This window comes from Pseudomonas sp. BP6 (assembly GCF_017875935.1).
Lineage (GTDB): Bacteria > Pseudomonadota > Gammaproteobacteria > Pseudomonadales > Pseudomonadaceae > Aquipseudomonas > Aquipseudomonas putida_Y.
Map to the genome: position 1 here is coordinate 5,606,361 of NZ_JAGINI010000001.1, position 16,730 is coordinate 5,623,090.

Below are 16,730 nucleotides of genomic sequence, written 5' to 3' on the forward strand. Positions count from 1 at the left end.
AGAGCCCTTTTGCTGCGAACCGGCTGCAAAGCAGCCCCTTACCTCGGGGGTACCAGCCGTAAGGTACTCTGCGCCGGAATCACCCCCATCTGCGCCCGCTGATACTGCCCCTGCACATACCCCTCAGCCTGGTCCGCGTAATGCCGGTCGAACGGCACGCCACTCTGCCCGACCGGGTTGATGGTCAGGGCCTGCCCGGCATCGGCGAAGTCGATCAGCCGCCGCGTCGACGGCCCATAGGTCACCGGCCATGGCGCAGAGCTGATCTTCGCCGAGAGGTTGTTCGGCACCTCATGGGTACCGGGTGCGGCGAATGGCCCAACGTTGAACAGCAGGTTCAGCGGCTTTTTCACCCCAAGCGGATGGTTGTGGGTCAGGGTATGGGCCTTGCCCCATTGCCAGCTGGCCGGATCGCTGCCCAAGGTGTCACGCAGATGCTTCAAGCTTTTCTGCCAGGCCGTGCGCACGACGGCGGTACGGTCGGTATGCTGGCTGCCACCACGGGTGTTCCACCAGGGTGAATCGGCTTGCGCTGCCAGGCGTGGCAAGGCGGCGTCGATCACGCGGGTGCTGATCAGCACCGGGAACCAGGTATCGCCCAGCTCGTCATGCAGGGCCGCGAATGCCAGTTCATAGAGGAACTGGTTGAACAGTGTGGCGCTGGTCGAGTCGAGCGGGTAGTCGCCAGCCCAAGCCGCCAGTTGCTCGACCAGCTCTTTCTCTTCGTCACCTTCGGCCACTGCACGCAGGGTTGCCAGGAGCGGGGCAAGGGTGCGCGGGCCATAGTCACTGGCGGTGTCCAGCTGCAGTGCCTGGCTGTTTTGGGTGTCCCATTTCACCTCTGGGTTGGCCAGGTGACGATCAAGCTGGCGGCCACGGTTGGGCAGGTTGTAGTAACCCGGTATCGGCACCGCCGCCGGTGGCTGGTAGTTGGCCGAAACGATATAGCCGCGCGTGGGGTTTTCCTGCTGCGGGTTGACGCTGAAGGGGTAGAAACCGAGCTTGTCGGCCTGCGCATTGGCGCCGTCGAGGATGAACGCCGGGTCGACGCCGTCGGGGCGGATTGGCAGCTTTGCCGCTGCCCACCAACCGATATCGCCACGGGCATTGGCCCAGACAAAGTTGAGCCCGGGCGCGTGAACCTTGGCGGCGGCCTCGCGCATCTTGCCCAGGGTGTCGGCGCGGTTGAGCTGGTAGAAGCCGTCGAGGATCGGGTTTTCAGTTTCCAGGAATGCCCACCACATGGCGATTGGCGTGGTGCCGGAGGTACTGCCCAGCACGTTGTTGACGATCGGGCCGTGGGGCGAGCGGCGCAAGCTGATGGTGACCGGCTGCTCGCCTTTGACAGCAATCTTCTGTTCGGTCATTTCCAGTGTGCGCCACTGGCCATCGACCATCACCTGATCGGCGTTGGCGGGGTTGGTCTTTTCGGCGACCAGGTCAACGTCATCGTTCTGGAACATGGTCAGGCTCCAGCCAAAGTCACGGTTGTGGCCGAGCAGGGCGAACGGGTTGAGTGCCTGGAAATAGCCGTAGAGGTTGAAGCCGGGCGCTGACAGCTCGGCTTCATACCACACCGCAGGTACGGCGAAGCTGATGTGCGGGTCGCCAGCCAGCAACGGCTTGCCACTGCGGGTGCGGCTACCCGCCACCGCCCAGGCGTTGCTGCCTTCGAACTGCGGGATACCGGCGTCGCTCAGCGCCTCATGGCTTAAGCGCGCAAGTGCTTCCAGGCTTTGCCAGTCGGCGGCGGCCAGTGGCGTGCCCAGCGCGCCCTCGGGTTGCCAGCCAAGGTCGAATATTTTCAGGTAGTCAGGCCCAAGCTGGTCGCGGATGTAGGTCAGAGCAGGCTCGGTGCGGAACGCGGCGGCAAAACTGTAGGCCAGGTAGCCGGCGATGCTCAGCGTGTCCTCGGCGGTGAACGGGCGCGGGGGGATGCCGAGCAGGTCGAATTCCGTGGGTTTGGGGTGGCTGGCCTGCCAACTGTTGACCCCATCGAGGTAGGCTTGCAGGGCCTGCCATGCCGGCGCCTGCGGATCCTGCCGCTTGGCCATCAGCGCGGCCTGCTCGCGTATGCGCAGGCTGCGGAACAGGGTATCGGTGGGCAGTAGCTTGTCGCCGAGCACCTCAGCCAGTTCACCACGGGCCAGGCGGCGCAGGATCTCCATCTGGAACAACCGGTCCTGGGCATGCACGTAGCCCAGTGCGCGGTAAAGGTCCGGCTCGCTCTGCGCCTGCAGGTGTGGCACGCCGCGGGCGTCGTAGCGCACGCTGACCGGGGCTTGCAGACCGGCAACGGCGACCTCGCCCTCGCGCTGCGGCAGCTTGCCCTGCACGTACCAGTAACCGGCGCCAGCGGCCACGGTGACTACCACCGCCAGCAGGGTCAGGCTGCGCTTCATTCAGACTCCTTGTGCATTCAAACGGAAAATGTGGTCCGATCATCGGCGGATTCGCGAACAGAGCATAGCCCCAGGAAGGAGTTTCCATGTCCCTCAGCGAAAAACACAAAATGCTCACCGGCCAGCTCTACCACGCTGGCTGCCCTGAACTGCAGGCTGAGCAGATCGCCAACAAGCACTGGATGCTCCGCTACAACAACAGTGTCGAACTGCTCAACGACGCACGCCACGGGCTGCTTGTGGAGCACTTTGGCCAGGTTGGCGAAGGCGCGGTGATTCGCCCACCGTTCTATTGCGACTACGGCTACAACATCAGCGTTGGCCGTAATACCTTCATGAACTTCAACTGCGTGATCCTTGACGTCGTGCCGGTGCGCATTGGCGACGACTGCCAGATTGGCCCCAACGTGCAGATCTACACCGCCGACCATCCGCTCGATCCTGAAGTGCGGCGCAGCGGGCTGGAGAGCGGGCGGCCGGTGACCATCGGCGACAACGTGTGGATTGGCGGTGCGGCAATCATCCTGCCGGGGGTGAGCATCGGTGATAACGCCATCGTCGGCGCCGGCAGTGTGGTGACCCGGGATGTGCCCGCGGGCGCGACGGTGGTGGGCAACCCGGCGCGGGTCTGTCAGCCCGACCAAGGGCAGTAGCAGCCTACCGCCAGGGTATTGGAGGCGCTGACCTGGCGGCCGTCGAGCAAAGCCTTGAGGATTGGCTCGATGAAGCTGTTGCTGGCGTTGCACACGGCGCCTTCGCTGTACGGGCCAAAGTAAGCCAGGCGGCCTTGCCGGTCCCAGATGGCCACGGCCGGGGAGGCAGGTAGGTGCTCGCTGCCGGGCAGGTGGGTGATGGGTTGCAAGCTACCGATATTGGCCGGTAGCTGGCCGTGGCTGCCAGGCTTTTGCAGCACATGGAAGGTAACGTCGTGGCCTGCGAACTGGCTGACAAGGTCGCCCAGGTGCTGTTGGTTGCCGACGTTGCATGGGCAGGCCGGGTCCCAGAAATGCACCACGCGGATCGGGCCCGCACCGGCCAGCTCGGCAGGTAGCTGTAACTGGCTGCCGTCGAACAGCGTGGCCTGGTTGTCGAACGGGCGCAGGTAGCGAGCCTGAAAGGCGCTGTAGGCCTGCCAGAGGATTACGGCGCCGACCAACAAGGCGATGACCGTGCACAGCGGTTTGATGATTCGGCTATTCATGAAGAGTCGGTGGCCCTTGTGGGAGCAGCTGTCTTGCTCAATTTCTAAAAACTGGCGCGATCCCTGTGGGAGCGGCCTTGCGTCGCGAAAGGGCCGCGCAGCGGCCCCAGGATCTCGGCATCATGCATAGATCGCTGGGGCCGCTTTGCGGCCCTTTCGCGACACAAGGCCGCTCCCACAATTAGTTCGATGCTGGTTGTTCGAGGTGAGCAAGCTTGCCATGGCGCCGGCCAGAGCTGAAGATTCCAGTTCAATACTTGCATCAATGTGGATGTACCCGATGCCCCCTGCCTTTCACCCCGACCGCCTGCGCACCAGCCTGGCGCCGTTCACCACTCGCCAGCCACTGTCGGCACAAGCGCAGGACTACCAGCGCTTCTATGGCCTGAACCTGCCGGCACACAGCTGGCTAGGCAGCTTCCAGGCGGCGGGGTTCGACCTGGTCGGGCAGGCCTGGCTACCCGAGCAGCCAAGCGCGACGCTGTTCCTGCTGCACGGCTATTACGACCACATGGGGCTGTACCAGCATGTGATTGCGTGGGCACTCAAGCAAGGTTTTGCGGTGATCAGTTGCGACCTGCCCGGCCACGGCCTGTCCAGCGGCGAGCGGGCCAGCATCACTGACTTCGCGGTGTACCAGCAGGTGCTGGAGGCCTTGTTCGAACAGGTGCACACGCTGCAACTGCCGCACCCGTGGCACCTTTGTGGGCAGAGCACGGGGGGGGCGATTGCCGTGGACCATCTGCTGCACCATGGCGCACGCAGCCCCATCGATGGCCAGGTCATCCTGCTGGCCCCGCTTGTGCGGCCATGTTCCTGGCGCTGGTCGAAGTTCAGTTATTGCGTGCTGCGCCACTTCGTCAATGGCATCGAACGGCGCTTCAGTGAGAACACCAACGACCCGGCCTTCCTGCCGTTCCTGGAGGCCGACCCGCTGCAACCGCGTCGCCTGCCAACGGCCTGGGTGGGCGCACTGATCGCCTGGGTCAAACGCATCGAGGCCGCGCCGCGCAGTGCGCGGCGGCCATTGATCGTGCAGGGGGAGGCGGATGGTACGGTGGACTGGCCCTACAACCTTGAAGTGCTCAAGGCCAAGTTTGCCGAGCCGCAGATCCTGATGCTGCCCGAGGCCCGTCACCACCTGGCCAACGAATTGCCGGGCATCCGCCAGCGCTACTTCGACTTCATCGACCAGCGTCTGGGCTGATCACTTCAGGTCGTCGGCGCTCTGGCCAACCGCCAGGCCGGCGCGCACAGCGGCCAGGGCCGCCTGGTAGTAAGCCTTGCCCTCGGGCGACTCGGCAAAGGTGGCGAACGCTTCCAGTTCGGCATCGGACAGGTCGCGGTAGACGTACAGCAGGGTGTTGTTCAGGTCTTCGCCAATCTGCCCCATCAGTCGCTGGCGCTGGCCATCCAGCAGGCTTTGGGCCTGGCCGCCGCCGAACAGGCCGGGGATCATCGAGCTGAGGCTGTCGGCGGCTACACCGGCGATGGCAAGGCTGACTTCGGCGCCGGCCTCTCGTGCAGGCAGGGCTTGGGCCAGATGGCCGATGACCAGCAGACGATCGTCGCTGGCCTGGATCTTGGGCAGGCCTTTGGCGTTCTTCGCCAGTTCGTCCTTGCGGGTGGCCCTGAGCTCGGCCGCCACCACTTTGCGCCCCAGCGGTGACTGGAAGAAGGCCAGGGCCGGTGCCGGGTTGGCCAGGGTGGCGCGCAGCTTGGTCTGGGCGCGACGGTCCATCGCCTGGGCCTGGAAGCGCTGGTTGCTGTTGTTGACCAGCGCCTGGTAAACGGCGGGTGGCAAACTGTTGCGGTAGCGCTCCTGGGCGGCGGTCAGGGCATCGTTGAAGTGGGCGCGCTGGTCGGGCCAGCCGGCAGCCTTGTACAGTTGATCCAGGTTGTCTGCCCAGACAGGCAAGGTGCAGATCATCAGCAGAATCAGGGAAAACAGACGGCGCATTCAGGACTCCTGTCGGCAGGGGCCTATTGTCCTTGGCCCGGCGCCGGTTTGTCGAGATATCCGCGTGTTTCTCGGCCAAGTGGCGCTGTGCGGCGACAGGGCGAATGGATATGATGCGCGCCATGCACATCTTCCCTGAATACCCGATGCTTGCGGCCGTCGTCGACGATCTGGCCACCCATGGCTGGTCCCAGCAGGCGCAATTTCTGCCTGCCGACCTGGTGCGCGCACTGGCAGCCGAGTGCCGGCGCCGTGATGCCGAAGGCGAACTCAACCCCGCAGGGGTTGGGCGGGGTGCTACCCAGGAGGTGCGCGAAGCCATTCGCGGTGACCAGATCCAGTGGATCGACCCGGGGCAGGCCGAGGCCTGCGACCAGTACCTGGCGGCTATGGATCAGTTGCGCCTGGCGATCAACCAAGGCCTGTTTCTGGGCCTGGAAGACTTCGAATGCCACTTTGCCCTGTACCCACCGGGGGCGTTCTATCGCCGGCACCTGGACCGCTTCCGCGACGATGACCGGCGTATGGTCTCGGCGGTGCTTTACCTCAATGAAGGCTGGCAACCGCATGACGGTGGCCAGTTGCGCATGTTTCTGGCCAACGGTGTCGAGCACGATGTCGAGCCAGTGGCCGCTTGCCTGGTGGTTTTCCTGTCGGGCGAAGTGCCTCACGAAGTATTGCCGGCCGGGCGCGAGCGGCTGTCGTTGACCGGCTGGTTCAGGAGGCGTGGCAATGACCTTTTCTGATATGCCCAAGGTGTTGGTGAGCGCCTGCCTGTTGGGGCAGCCAGTACGCTATGACGGCCGTGCCAGCGGCCATCCCGATTTGTTGCAGCAGTGGCAGGCTGAAGGGCGCGTCGTGCCGTTGTGCCCGGAGGTGGCCGGCGGCTTGCCGACACCGCGGCCGCCAGCGGAGATACCCGGAGGGCAGGGCCGCGCTGTGCTCGATGGTGACACGCAGGTGCTGACGGTAACGGGTGAAGATGTCAGTGCCGAGTTTCTGGCCGGTGCGCAGTTGGCGCTGGAACTGGTGCGCCGGCATGGCATCCGCGTAGCGGTGCTGAAGTCTGGTAGCCCTTCGTGTGGCAACCGGTTGACCTATGATGGCACCTTCAGTGGTGTGAAAGTGGCGGGGGAAGGGGTAACCACCGCGTTGCTGCGGCGGGCGGGGGTGCAGGTGTTCAGCGAGCTGGAGCTCGACCAGGCGCAGCGGGCTTTGGCTGATATATCTGTTTGAACCTGTGCCGGCCCTTTCGCGGGTAAACCCGCTCCTACACAGATCGGTGGTGGACACACATCGGTGGTTGGACACAGCCCGTCGTGTAGGAGCGGGTTCACCCGCGAAGAGGCCGGCCCTGGTGGCCAATTTCCACCCGCTGTCCACCGTTGCCGCCGCTACCGTATTCGCGGGTAAACCCGCTCCTACACAGATTGGTGGTGGACATACATCGGTGGTTGGACACAGCCCGTCGTGTAGGAGCGGGTTCACCCGCGAAGAGGCCGGCCCTGCTGGCCAATTTCCACCCGCTGTCCACCGTTGCCGCCGCCACCGCATTCGCGGGTAAACCCGCTCCTACACAGATTGGTGGTGGACATACATCGGTGGTTGGACACAGCCCGTCGTGTAGGAGCGGGTTCACCCGCGAAGAGGCCGGCCCTGCTGGCCAATTTCCACCCGCTGTCCACCGTTGCCGCCGCCACCGCATTCGCGGGTAAACCCGCTCCTACACAGATTGGTGGTGGACATACATCGGTGGTTGGACACAGCCCGTCGTGTAGGAGCGGGTTCACCCGCGAAGAGGCCGGCCCTGGTGGCCAATCTCCACCCGCCGTTCACCGTTGACGCCGCTACCGTATTAGCGGCTACAGGTTGCAAATAAGACCTTACTGCCCGCCTGCAGTCTCCTGCACACCCTTGAACCACTTCTGCTCAAGCTCGCCAGTCCGGCCACTGTCCTTCAAGCGCTGCAACGCATTGTTTACGGCGCTTTCAAAAGCCGGGTTGTCCTTCTGGAACGGGATCACCAGCTTCTTCTCGCCAATCGGCCGGCTCACATCGAGCGGGCCGTCGCCTGTGAGCGAATCACTCGACGGGGTGAGTGCGATGTCGTACTTGCCACTCTCGACACCCGCCAGCACTTCGGTCGCCGGGGCTTCGACGAACTCGGCGCGCAGGTCCAGTTCCTTGGCCAGGGCCTGGCCAAATTCGATGTCAAAACCTGTCAGATGGTCGTCTTGTTTGAAAGCGTAGGGCGAGTTGTCGGCTTGTATGGCAATGCGCAGTTCGCCCCGGTCGGCGATTTCGTCGATCAGCTCCGCCTGAGCCAATGGACTGATCAGTACTGCCAGCAGTACACCTATGGTCGAACGCATGTATGCCCCTTTTCTTTTTGCAGATTGAAAACGATCGCCACGGCTTTCTTCCTCGCCGTGATCGAGCGCAGCCTATGACCTTCAAGCCTCGGCATTGTTTAACCCTGATTGAAATATTTCTGTCAGGCAATGTGAACACCTTGGCGGTTATTTCAACTAAGGTGAACTACCGCCGCTTTTGGATGACAGGCAGCGGTCAATAAGTGAATCACAGGAGAAGTGAATGAACAGCCTATTTTCGCGTGCTGCCGTTGCCGGTCTGCTGATGGGAGCGTCGGTGTTCGCCAGTGCCGCAGACGCCCTGAAGAGCCAGGAGCCGCCCAAGGAGGCGAAGGTCTTCATCGTTTCCCCCGCCGATGGTGCCACGGTCGACAAGACCTTCACCGTCAAGTTCGGCATCGAGGGTATGGGCCTCAAGCCTGCGGGCGATCAAACACCGCACACCGGGCACCACCATCTACTGGTGGATGTCGACAAGGAGCCCGTGGCTGACATGCCGCTGCCGACCAGCCTGATGCCAGAGGCCGGCGTCGCACTGCCGGCAGGGCCGCAAGTGCTGCACTTCGGCAAGGCACAGACCGAAACCAGCATTACCCTGACCCCGGGCAAGCACACCCTGCAACTGATTCTGGGTGACCAGTATCACGTGCCGTTCAAGCCTAGCGTCGAGTCGAAGAAAATCACGGTTGAAGTGAAATAAAAAAGGGAGGCCTTCATGGCCTCCCTTTTTCATGCTGCACCCAGACTTAGAACAGGACGCGGGAGCGGATGGTGCCCTTGACCTGTTGCAGTTTCTCTTGCGCGAGGTCCGAGTACTCGGCGTCAACGTCGATCACCACGTAACCGACTTTCTCGTTGGTCTGCAGGAACTGACCGGAGATGTTGATACCGTTCTCGGCGAAGACCTTGTTGATCTCGCTGAGCACGCCCGGGATGTTTTCGTGAATGTGCAGCAGGCGATGTTTGCCTGGGTGCGCTGGCAAGGCCACTTCCGGGAAGTTGACCGAGGACACCGAAGTACCGTTGTCGCTGTACTTGACCAGTTTCTCGGCCACTTCCAGACCGATGTTGGCCTGGGCTTCGGCGGTGGAGCCACCAATGTGCGGCGTCAGGATCACGTTGTCGAGGCCGCGCAGCGGGCTCTCGAACTCTTCGTCGTTGGAGCGTGGCTCGACCGGGAACACGTCGATGGCAGCGCCGATCAGGTGCTTGTCCTTGATGGCAGCGGCCAGGTGGTCCAGTTCGACCACGGTGCCACGGGCGGCGTTGATCAGGATCGCGCCCTTCTTCATCGAGCGGATTTCCTTCTCGCCGATCATCCACTGGGTGGATGGCAGCTCAGGCACGTGCAGCGAGACGATGTCAGCCAGGCCCAGCAGCTCGTTCAGGCTGGTGACCTGCACGGCGTTGCCCAGTGGCAGCTTGGTCAGCGGGTCGAAGAAGTACACCTGCATGCCCATGTTCTCAGCCAGTACCGAAAGCTGGGTACCAATCGAGCCGTAGCCGACGATGCCCAGTTTCTTGCCGCGGATTTCGAACGAGTTGGCAGCACTTTTGATCCAGCCGCCACGGTGGCAGGAGGCGTTCTTCTCAGGGATGCCGCGCAGCAGCAGGATGGCTTCGGCCAGTACCAGTTCGGCGACCGAGCGGGTGTTGGAGTATGGCGCGTTGAACACGGCGATACCGCGCTCGCGGGCAGCTTCCAGGTCAACCTGGTTGGTACCGATGCAGAAGCAGCCAACAGCGACCAGTTTCTTGGCGCAGTCGAAGATCTCTTCGGTGAGCTGGGTGCGCGAACGGATGCCGATGAAGTGGGCATCGGCGATCTTTTCCTTCAGCTCGGCTTCCGGCAACGAACCAGTGAGGTATTCGATGTTGGTGTAGCCGGCGGCCTTGAGGGTATCGACCGCGTTCTGGTGCACACCTTCAAGAAGAAGGAACCGGATCTTGCTCTTGTCGAGAGAAGTCTTGCTCATCTGCGTAAACCTGTATCCCGGAGATAAAATGGCGAGGGGTGATGCCAGGCGCGAGGGCAGCCTTAGCATGAACAGCGGGAGGGCTATGCTAGCATACGCGACACAATCTGAGCTTATCCCGACAGTTGAAGAGTGCTCAGGGTGACCATGAATAAGTCGAGAGTTCCAGCGATGACCCGCCCCGCTGTTATTGAAGAACTGATGACCCTTGTCGACCCGGGCAAGGTCCTGACTGACCCGGTTTCCCTCGAAGCGTATGGCAAGGACTGGACCAAGCATTACCCGCCAGCGCCCAGCGCTATCGTCTTTCCCAAAACGGTAGAACAGGTGCAAGCCATTGTGCACTGGGCCAATGCGCACCAGGTGGCGCTGGTGCCCTCTGGCGGGCGTACCGGGCTTTCTGCTGGTGCGGTGGCGGCCAATGGCGAGGTTGTGGTTGCCTTCGACTACATGAACCAGATCCTTGGCTTCAATGCTTTCGACCGTACTGTGGTTTGCCAGCCAGGGGTCATCACCCGCCAGTTGCAAACCTTTGCCGAAGAGCAAGGCCTGTATTACCCGGTGGACTTCGCTTCCAGCGGCTCCAGCCAGATTGGCGGGAATATTGGCACCAATGCCGGCGGAATCAAGGTGATCCGCTACGGCATGACCCGCAACTGGGTGGCCGGGCTGAAAGTGGTCACCGGCAAGGGCGAGTTGCTGGAACTGAACAAGGACCTGATCAAGAACGCCACCGGCTACGACCTGCGCCAACTGTTCATCGGTGCCGAGGGTACGCTGGGCTTCGTGGTCGAGGCCACCATGCGCCTGGACCGCGCACCGCGCAACCTCACCGCCATGGTGTTGGGCACACCGGACTTCGACTCGATCATGCCGGTGCTGCACGCTTTCCAGGGCAAGCTGGACCTGACCGCTTTCGAGTTCTTCTCCGACAAGGGGCTGGCCAAGATCCTCGCCCGCGGCGATGTACCTGCGCCGTTCGCGACTGATTGCCCGTTCTATGCATTGCTGGAGTTCGAGGCCAGCACTGAAGACGTTGCCAACGAAGCATTGGCTACCTTCGAGCACTGCGTCGCGCAGGGTTGGGTGCTGGATGGGGTAATGAGCCAGAGCGAGACCCAGCTGAAAAACCTGTGGAAGCTGCGCGAGTACCTGTCGGAAACCATCTCGCACTGGACACCGTACAAGAACGACATTTCCGTCACTGTCTCGAAAGTGCCTGCGTTCCTGCGCGATATCGACGTCATCGTCTCTGAACATTATCCGGACTATGAAGTGGTGTGGTACGGCCATATTGGTGACGGCAACCTGCACCTGAACATCCTCAAGCCTGAGCATATGAGCAAGGATGACTTCTTCGCTTCGTGTGCCAAGGTCAACAAGTGGGTGTTCGAGATTGTCGAGCGTTACAACGGGTCGATTTCTGCCGAGCATGGTGTAGGCATGACAAAGCGTGACTACCTGAGCTACAGCCGTTCCCCTGAAGAAATCGCCTGCATGAAAGCAATAAAGGCCGTGTTCGACCCTAACGGCATCATGAATCCGGGTAAGATCTTTGCACATGAATAAAAAGCAGTATCCAGAGGAGTCGGCCATGAGTTACCAGCACCAGTACGTAGACGGCACGCGCATTCACTTCCCCCTGGGCAAGGTGGTGTGCATCGGCCGTAACTATGCCGAGCACGCCAAGGAACTGGACAACCCGATCCCCACCGAGCCGCTGCTGTTCATCAAGCCGGGCAGCTGCGTGGTGCCGGCCGAAGGTGGCTTCAAGATCCCGGCCGAGCGTGGGTCGGTGCACTATGAAGTTGAAATTGCCGTACTGCTGGGCAAACCGCTGTCGACCCATCCGAGCGAGGAAGAGGTGCTGGACGCCATTTCCGGTTACGCGCCGGCGCTGGACCTGACCCTGCGCGACGTGCAGGCCAAGCTGAAGGAAAAGGGCCTGCCCTGGGAGCTGGCCAAGTGCTTTGACGGCGCTTGCGTGCTGCCACCGTTCGTCTCGGCTGCCAGCTTCGAGGATGTGACAGACATCCCGGTGCGCCTGACCGTGAATGGCGAAGTGCGCCAGGAGGGTAACAGCGCGCTGATGCTGAACCCGATCGTGCCGATGATTCAGTACATGGCAGCGCATTTCTCGTTGCAGGCGGGGGATGTGATCCTCACTGGTACACCGGCGGGCGTTGGGCCGTTCAATGTCGGTGACGAGCTGGTGCTGGAGCTGCCGGGTGTGAGCCGCTTCGAAAGCCGGGTGCTTTAACTCGAAACCGCGTCGCCTTCTTCGCGGGTAAACCCGCTCCTACAGGGATTGCACAGGCCTTGAATACTGTGCAGAACCTTGGGCGCGGGTTTACCGGCGAAGAGGCCGGCCCTGTTTACCGATTTTTCACACCCAATCCGGATAATGCGCGCACCTACGCCCATTTCCCCAGGATCACCGCATGCCATCCTCCTCCAGCGCCCCGGCAACTCCCAAGCGTCGCTTCTACCTGCGCTGGCCCTTCGGCATGGCCGTGGCGGCGGTGATCGGCTATGGCGTGGCCGTGGCCATGCACTGGGATGACCGCGGTGCACTGTGGGTAAAAGAAGGCTTCGAAAGCACCGCCGAGCGTAGCGAAAGCGTGTGGTTGCCGGATTACCAGGTGGACATCGACGCCAAACCGCTGCCGGGCATGGATGATGATGAAGCCTCGGATGTGGCCTTCAACCCGCAAACGCGCACCCTGTTCGCGGTCATGGGCAAGAACCCGATCCTGGTCGAGCTGAGCCTGGAGGGCGATGTGCTGCGCAAGATCCCGCTCAACGGCTGGAACAACCCCGAAGGCGTCGCGGTGCTGGAAGACGGCAACCTGGCCATCACTGACGAGCGCCTGCACGATCTGACCGTGGTCAAGGTGGACGCGCAGACCACGGCACTGAATCACGACGACTTCCAGAGCCACGACCTGGGCCCGTCGGTCAAAAGCAACAAGGGCTTCGAGGCCATCGCCTGGGACCCGCTGCGCAAGCGCCTGATCATTGGCGAGGAGCGCCCGCCCAAGCTGTACACCTGGAGTACCGATGGCCGCAGCCCGCTCCAGGGTGACAAACAGCCGTTGCCGAGCGATGAACTCGACTTGCGCAACCTGTCTGCCCTGGGGGTCGACCCGCGTACTGGGCACTTGCTGGTGCTCTCGGCCGATTCCAACATGCTGCTGGAGCTGGACGAGCAGGGCCAGCAAGTCAGCTTCATGACACTGCTGGGCGGCTTCAACGGGCTTGAAGACACCATTCCGCGGGCTGAGGGGGTGGCCATGGACGACAAGGGCAACTTGTACATGGTCAGCGAGCCGGCGCTTTTCTATCGGTTCAAGAAGAACTGACAACATCATCAGATTTGCCTGACGCTTGCATTAAGCTTTGCTTCAGCCATTCATGATTAGATTCGCCATCCTTGTGTCGAGTCTGTCCCTATGCGTCGTTTTGTTCGTCTGCTCCTTGTTCTGGCTGCCGTTGGTCTGCTCCTGCTTGGCTGGGCTGGGCAGGAGTTTCGCCTGTTCGAGCGTGGCTGGTTCAATCTGAAGACCTGGTGGCAGCCTGTGGAGCGCAGCATTGGCCTGGACCGCTACCGGGTGGTGCTGGAGGCGCAACCGATCGAAGGGCTGGATGATGACATTTCGGCGCTGACCTACGACCCCGACCGCAAAACCCTCTTCACGGTCACCAATGCACGTTCGGAGCTGATCGAGCTGTCGCTGGACGGCCGTATCCTGCGACGTGTGCCGCTGACTGGCTTTGGCGACCCGGAGGCTGTGGAGTACGTTGGGCCAAACAGCTATGTGATTACCGACGAGCGTCAGCAGCGGCTGATTCGCGTACGACTGGAAGACGACACGATGTTTCTCGATGCCGGTGATGCCGAACAGCTGACGTTGGGCATTGGCCTCAATGGCAACAAGGGCTTCGAGGGCCTGGCCTACGATTCAGCGGGCAAGCGCCTGTTCGTGGCAAAGGAGCGGGACCCGATGCTGATCTATGAGGTGCATGGCTTCCCACATGACAATCCGGAAAAGCCCTACGCCGTGCATGTGGTGCAGGACCGCAAGCGCGATTCACGGTTGTTTGTGCGGGATTTGTCGAGCTTGCAGTTCGATGAACGCAGCGGGCATCTGCTGGCGCTGTCGGACGAGTCGCGGCTGGTGCTGGAGCTGGATGTCGAGGGTAGGCCGCTGAGTACCTTGTCTTTGCGCAAGGGCTTCCAGGGGTTGCAGGCGACGGTGCCGCAGGCGGAGGGCATTGCGATGGATGAAGCGGGGACCATTTACCTGGTCAGTGAGCCGAACCTGTTCTATGTGTTCAAGCAGCCGGCTGACTGATTGCCTGTCAGGGCCTATTCGCGGGTAAACCCGCTCCTACAGGGATCGCCTCGGTTCCAGGCTTGTGGGGTACCTGTAGGAGCGGCTTTACCCGCGAAGAGTTTTACTCGGCCTTGAGGCTCTTAACGCCCTCAACAGTGCCCAATAACAGCAGATCCGCCGGCCGCGCCGCGAACAGACCGTTGGTCACCACGCCGACGATGGCGTTGATCTGCGCTTCCAGCTCCACCGGGTTGGTGATCTGCAGGTTGTACACATCCAGGATCACGTTGCCGTTGTCGGTGACCACGCCTTCACGGTACACCGGGTCGCCACCCAGCTTCACCAGCTGACGCGCCACGTGGCTGCGGGCCATGGGGATCACTTCGACCGGCAGCGGGAAGGCCCCCAGTACCGGCACCAGCTTGCTGCCGTCGGCGATGCAGATGAAGGTCTTGGCCACGGCCGCGACGATCTTTTCGCGGGTCAGGGCTGCGCCGCCGCCCTTGATCAGGTGCAGGTGTGCATCGCTCTCGTCGGCGCCGTCCACGTAGAACTCAAGCTCGCTGACGCTGTTCAGTTCGTAGACCGGGATGCCATGGCCCTTCAGGCGCTGGGCAGTGGCTTCGGAGCTGGCGACTGCGCCGTCGAAAGCGGTCTTGTGCTGAGCCAGGGCATCGATGAAGAAGTTGGCGGTCGAACCGGTACCGACGCCTACGACGCTCTTTTCATCCAGCTTGGGCAGAATGAAGTCGACAGCGGCCTGGGCGACGGCCTGTTTGAGTTGGTCCTGGGTCATGCGGGCTCCGGAAGGGGCAGGGCGGTTTCAAAGTCACCTAGTATAACGGCTCGCACGGCTTTGCTGTGGTCGCCCGACGTAGCGCTGGGGTAGACTCCCAGCCCTCGTCCCGCGGCCCAGTGATGCTTTCCCGATGCTCGAACAGTACGTCAAGAAGATCCTCACCTCGCGCGTCTATGACGTTGCCGTCGAAACCCCGTTGCAGAGCGCCGGGCAGCTGAGCAAGCGCCTGGGCAACCAGATTCTGCTCAAGCGCGAAGACCTGCAACCGGTGTTCTCGTTCAAGATCCGCGGCGCCTATAACAAACTGGCCCAGCTGAGCCCGGAAGAACTGGCCCGTGGCGTGGTCACCGCCTCGGCCGGCAACCATGCCCAAGGCCTGGCCCTGGCCGCGCGCGAAATGGGCATCAAGGCCACCATCGTGATGCCCAAGACTACTCCGGAGATCAAGGTCGAAGGCGTGCGCTCGCGCGGTGGCAAGGTGGTGCTGCATGGCGATTCGTTCCCTGAAGCGCTGGCCTACTCGCTGAAACTGGTCGATGAAAAGGGCTTCGTCTACGTTCACCCTTACGACGATCCGCACACCATCGCCGGGCAGGGCACCGTCGCCATGGAAATCCTGCGCCAACACCCTGGCCAGCTGGATGCGATCTTCGTGCCGGTGGGCGGTGGCGGCCTGATCGCTGGCATTGCTGCCTACGTGAAGTACCTGCGTCCGGAAATCAAGGTAATCGGTGTCGAGCCGGACGATTCCAACTGCCTGCAGGCGGCCATGGCTGCCGGTGAGCGCGTGGTGCTGCCGCAGGTCGGGCTGTTCGCCGATGGCGTGGCGGTGGCGCAGATTGGCCAGCACACGTTCGATATCTGCCGCCACCATGTGGACGAAGTCGTCACTGTCAGTACCGATGAAATCTGTGCAGCAATCAAGGATATTTACGACGATACCCGCTCGATCACCGAGCCTGCTGGCGCGCTAGGTGTGGCGGGCATCAAGAAGTACGTCGAGCTATACGGCGTCAGCGGCCAGACCTTGGTGGCCATCGACTCCGGTGCCAACGTCAATTTCGATCGCCTGCGCCATGTGGCCGAGCGTGCCGAGTTGGGCGAGAAGCGCGAGGCGATCATCGCCGTGACCATCCCTGAGCGCCCGGGTAGCTTCAAGGCCTTCTGCGAGGCTATCGGCAAGCGTCAGATCACCGAGTTCAACTACCGCAAGCACACCTCTGACGAAGCGCATATCTTCGTTGGGGTGCAGACCCACCCGGAAAACGACCCGCGCGCTGCGCTGGTGCAGCAACTGACCGAGCAGGGCTTCCCGGTTACCGATCTGACCGACAACGAACTGGCCAAGCTGCATATTCGTCATATGGTCGGCGGCCACTCGGCCGGTGCCAGCGACGAAATGGTGCTGCGCTTCGAATTCCCCGAGCGGCCGGGGGCGCTGTTCAACTTCCTCAACAAGCTGGGTGGGCGCTGGAACATCTCGATGTTCCACTACCGCAACCATGGCGCGGCTGACGGGCGCGTGGTGGCGGGGCTGCAGGTGCCGGAGGACGAACGTCACCTGGTGCCGGCAGCGCTGGCCAAGATCGGTTACCCGTACTGGGACGAGACCGAAAACCCGGCCTACAAACTGTTCCTGGGCTGAGCGGCTAAGCTAGGGCTGATGGCCCTTTCGCGGGCTTG

Annotated in this window: 16 protein-coding genes; 10 read left to right on the forward strand and 6 right to left on the reverse strand. The window is 62.2% G+C overall.

Annotated features, from left to right (window positions below; genetic code table 11):
- Nucleotides 1-38 precede the first annotated feature (38 nt).
- Nucleotides 39-2,402: a penicillin acylase family protein gene (locus tag J3A98_RS25460; protein ID WP_209969294.1), complete on the reverse strand. Its 2,364-nt coding sequence runs from the start codon at nucleotides 2,400-2,402 to the stop codon at nucleotides 39-41.
- Between the two features lie 86 nt (nucleotides 2,403-2,488).
- Here J3A98_RS25460 and J3A98_RS25465 point away from each other — a divergent pair, with 86 nt between their 5' ends.
- Nucleotides 2,489-3,055 carry a sugar O-acetyltransferase gene (locus tag J3A98_RS25465; protein ID WP_209969296.1) on the forward strand — a complete coding sequence of 189 codons (567 nt, stop codon included), beginning with the start codon at nucleotides 2,489-2,491 and terminating at the stop codon, nucleotides 3,053-3,055.
- Here J3A98_RS25465 and J3A98_RS25470 read toward each other — a convergent pair.
- The gene (locus J3A98_RS25470; RefSeq protein ID WP_209969299.1) at nucleotides 3,034-3,603 is read right to left on the reverse strand and encodes a DUF6436 domain-containing protein; all 570 of its coding nucleotides are present in this window, start codon (nucleotides 3,601-3,603) and stop codon (nucleotides 3,034-3,036) included. The genes J3A98_RS25465 and J3A98_RS25470 overlap by 22 nt on opposite strands.
- 280 nt (nucleotides 3,604-3,883) lie before the next feature.
- On the opposite strand from J3A98_RS25470, the gene J3A98_RS25475 reads away from it, so the two are divergent.
- A complete protein-coding gene (locus tag J3A98_RS25475) occupies nucleotides 3,884-4,810 on the forward strand; it encodes an alpha/beta hydrolase (protein ID WP_176682798.1) in 927 nt (308 codons plus the stop codon).
- On the opposite strand, the gene J3A98_RS25480 is transcribed toward J3A98_RS25475, so the two are convergent.
- Nucleotides 4,811-5,563: a DUF2059 domain-containing protein gene (locus tag J3A98_RS25480; RefSeq protein ID WP_209969302.1), complete on the reverse strand. Its 753-nt coding sequence runs from the start codon at nucleotides 5,561-5,563 to the stop codon at nucleotides 4,811-4,813.
- A gap of 113 nt (nucleotides 5,564-5,676) precedes the next feature.
- On the opposite strand from J3A98_RS25480, the gene J3A98_RS25485 reads away from it, so the two are divergent.
- Nucleotides 5,677-6,309 (forward strand): 2OG-Fe(II) oxygenase, encoded by a 633-nt coding sequence (locus tag J3A98_RS25485; protein ID WP_176683045.1) that lies wholly within the window; start codon nucleotides 5,677-5,679, stop codon nucleotides 6,307-6,309.
- Nucleotides 6,296-6,799, forward strand: a complete 504-nt coding sequence (locus J3A98_RS25490; protein WP_209969306.1) for a DUF523 domain-containing protein — start codon at nucleotides 6,296-6,298, stop codon at nucleotides 6,797-6,799. Before J3A98_RS25485 ends, J3A98_RS25490 begins: the two co-directional genes overlap by 14 nt.
- Before the next feature lie 647 nt (nucleotides 6,800-7,446).
- Here J3A98_RS25490 and J3A98_RS25495 read toward each other — a convergent pair.
- Nucleotides 7,447-7,935 carry a transporter substrate-binding domain-containing protein gene (locus J3A98_RS25495; RefSeq protein WP_176685699.1) on the reverse strand — a complete coding sequence of 163 codons (489 nt, stop codon included), beginning with the start codon at nucleotides 7,933-7,935 and terminating at the stop codon, nucleotides 7,447-7,449.
- Between the two features lie 223 nt (nucleotides 7,936-8,158).
- On the opposite strand from J3A98_RS25495, the gene J3A98_RS25500 reads away from it, so the two are divergent.
- Nucleotides 8,159-8,635 carry a DUF4399 domain-containing protein gene (locus tag J3A98_RS25500; RefSeq protein ID WP_014592762.1) on the forward strand — a complete coding sequence of 159 codons (477 nt, stop codon included), beginning with the start codon at nucleotides 8,159-8,161 and terminating at the stop codon, nucleotides 8,633-8,635.
- Nucleotides 8,636-8,681: 46 nt separating this feature from the next.
- Here the strand turns inward: J3A98_RS25500 and serA are convergent, their stop codons facing one another.
- Entirely contained in the window at nucleotides 8,682-9,911 is a 1,230-nt protein-coding gene (gene serA, locus J3A98_RS25505; RefSeq protein WP_014592761.1) for a phosphoglycerate dehydrogenase, read from the reverse strand.
- A gap of 171 nt (nucleotides 9,912-10,082) precedes the next feature.
- Here serA and J3A98_RS25510 point away from each other — a divergent pair, with 171 nt between their 5' ends.
- The 4 genes from J3A98_RS25510 (at nucleotide 10,083) to J3A98_RS25525 (ending at nucleotide 14,266) form a co-directional block, all read left to right on the forward strand.
- Nucleotides 10,083-11,480: an FAD-binding oxidoreductase gene (locus J3A98_RS25510; protein ID WP_209969309.1), complete on the forward strand. Its 1,398-nt coding sequence runs from the start codon at nucleotides 10,083-10,085 to the stop codon at nucleotides 11,478-11,480.
- 25 nt (nucleotides 11,481-11,505) lie between these two features.
- A complete protein-coding gene (locus J3A98_RS25515; protein WP_176685697.1) occupies nucleotides 11,506-12,171 on the forward strand; it encodes a fumarylacetoacetate hydrolase family protein in 666 nt (221 codons plus the stop codon).
- Nucleotides 12,172-12,352: 181 nt separating this feature from the next.
- Nucleotides 12,353-13,273 (forward strand): SdiA-regulated domain-containing protein, encoded by a 921-nt coding sequence (locus J3A98_RS25520; protein WP_209969311.1) that lies wholly within the window; start codon nucleotides 12,353-12,355, stop codon nucleotides 13,271-13,273.
- A gap of 90 nt (nucleotides 13,274-13,363) precedes the next feature.
- A complete protein-coding gene (locus J3A98_RS25525) occupies nucleotides 13,364-14,266 on the forward strand; it encodes an SdiA-regulated domain-containing protein (RefSeq protein ID WP_209969314.1) in 903 nt (300 codons plus the stop codon).
- A 103-nt stretch (nucleotides 14,267-14,369) separates the two neighbouring features.
- On the opposite strand, the gene rpiA is transcribed toward J3A98_RS25525, so the two are convergent.
- The gene (gene rpiA, locus J3A98_RS25530; protein ID WP_209969316.1) at nucleotides 14,370-15,044 is read right to left on the reverse strand and encodes a ribose-5-phosphate isomerase RpiA; all 675 of its coding nucleotides are present in this window, start codon (nucleotides 15,042-15,044) and stop codon (nucleotides 14,370-14,372) included.
- Nucleotides 15,045-15,177: 133 nt separating this feature from the next.
- Here rpiA and ilvA point away from each other — a divergent pair, with 133 nt between their 5' ends.
- The gene (gene ilvA, locus J3A98_RS25535) at nucleotides 15,178-16,692 is read left to right on the forward strand and encodes a threonine ammonia-lyase, biosynthetic (RefSeq protein WP_003249006.1); all 1,515 of its coding nucleotides are present in this window, start codon (nucleotides 15,178-15,180) and stop codon (nucleotides 16,690-16,692) included.
- Nucleotides 16,693-16,730: the final 38 nt, after the last annotated feature.

Bases quoted from the DNA above. Each gene is read 5' to 3' on its own strand.
- J3A98_RS25515 (WP_176685697.1), top strand. From the start codon at position 11,506: ATGAGTTACCAGCACCAGTACGTAGACGGCACGCGCATTCACTTCCCC.
- J3A98_RS25495 (WP_176685699.1), bottom strand. From the start codon at position 7,935: ATGCGTTCGACCATAGGTGTACTGCTGGCAGTACTGATCAGTCCATTG.
- J3A98_RS25490 (WP_209969306.1), top strand. From the start codon at position 6,296: ATGACCTTTTCTGATATGCCCAAGGTGTTGGTGAGCGCCTGCCTGTTG.
- serA (WP_014592761.1), bottom strand. From the start codon at position 9,911: ATGAGCAAGACTTCTCTCGACAAGAGCAAGATCCGGTTCCTTCTTCTT.
- J3A98_RS25470 (WP_209969299.1), bottom strand. From the start codon at position 3,603: ATGAATAGCCGAATCATCAAACCGCTGTGCACGGTCATCGCCTTGTTG.
- J3A98_RS25465 (WP_209969296.1), top strand. From the start codon at position 2,489: ATGTCCCTCAGCGAAAAACACAAAATGCTCACCGGCCAGCTCTACCAC.
- J3A98_RS25500 (WP_014592762.1), top strand. From the start codon at position 8,159: ATGAACAGCCTATTTTCGCGTGCTGCCGTTGCCGGTCTGCTGATGGGA.
- rpiA (WP_209969316.1), bottom strand. From the start codon at position 15,044: ATGACCCAGGACCAACTCAAACAGGCCGTCGCCCAGGCCGCTGTCGAC.
- J3A98_RS25480 (WP_209969302.1), bottom strand. From the start codon at position 5,563: ATGCGCCGTCTGTTTTCCCTGATTCTGCTGATGATCTGCACCTTGCCT.
- J3A98_RS25485 (WP_176683045.1), top strand. From the start codon at position 5,677: ATGCGCGCCATGCACATCTTCCCTGAATACCCGATGCTTGCGGCCGTC.
- J3A98_RS25510 (WP_209969309.1), top strand. From the start codon at position 10,083: ATGACCCGCCCCGCTGTTATTGAAGAACTGATGACCCTTGTCGACCCG.
- J3A98_RS25460 (WP_209969294.1), bottom strand. From the start codon at position 2,402: ATGAAGCGCAGCCTGACCCTGCTGGCGGTGGTAGTCACCGTGGCCGCT.
- J3A98_RS25475 (WP_176682798.1), top strand. From the start codon at position 3,884: ATGCCCCCTGCCTTTCACCCCGACCGCCTGCGCACCAGCCTGGCGCCG.
- ilvA (WP_003249006.1), top strand. From the start codon at position 15,178: ATGCTCGAACAGTACGTCAAGAAGATCCTCACCTCGCGCGTCTATGAC.
- J3A98_RS25525 (WP_209969314.1), top strand. From the start codon at position 13,364: ATGCGTCGTTTTGTTCGTCTGCTCCTTGTTCTGGCTGCCGTTGGTCTG.
- J3A98_RS25520 (WP_209969311.1), top strand. From the start codon at position 12,353: ATGCCATCCTCCTCCAGCGCCCCGGCAACTCCCAAGCGTCGCTTCTAC.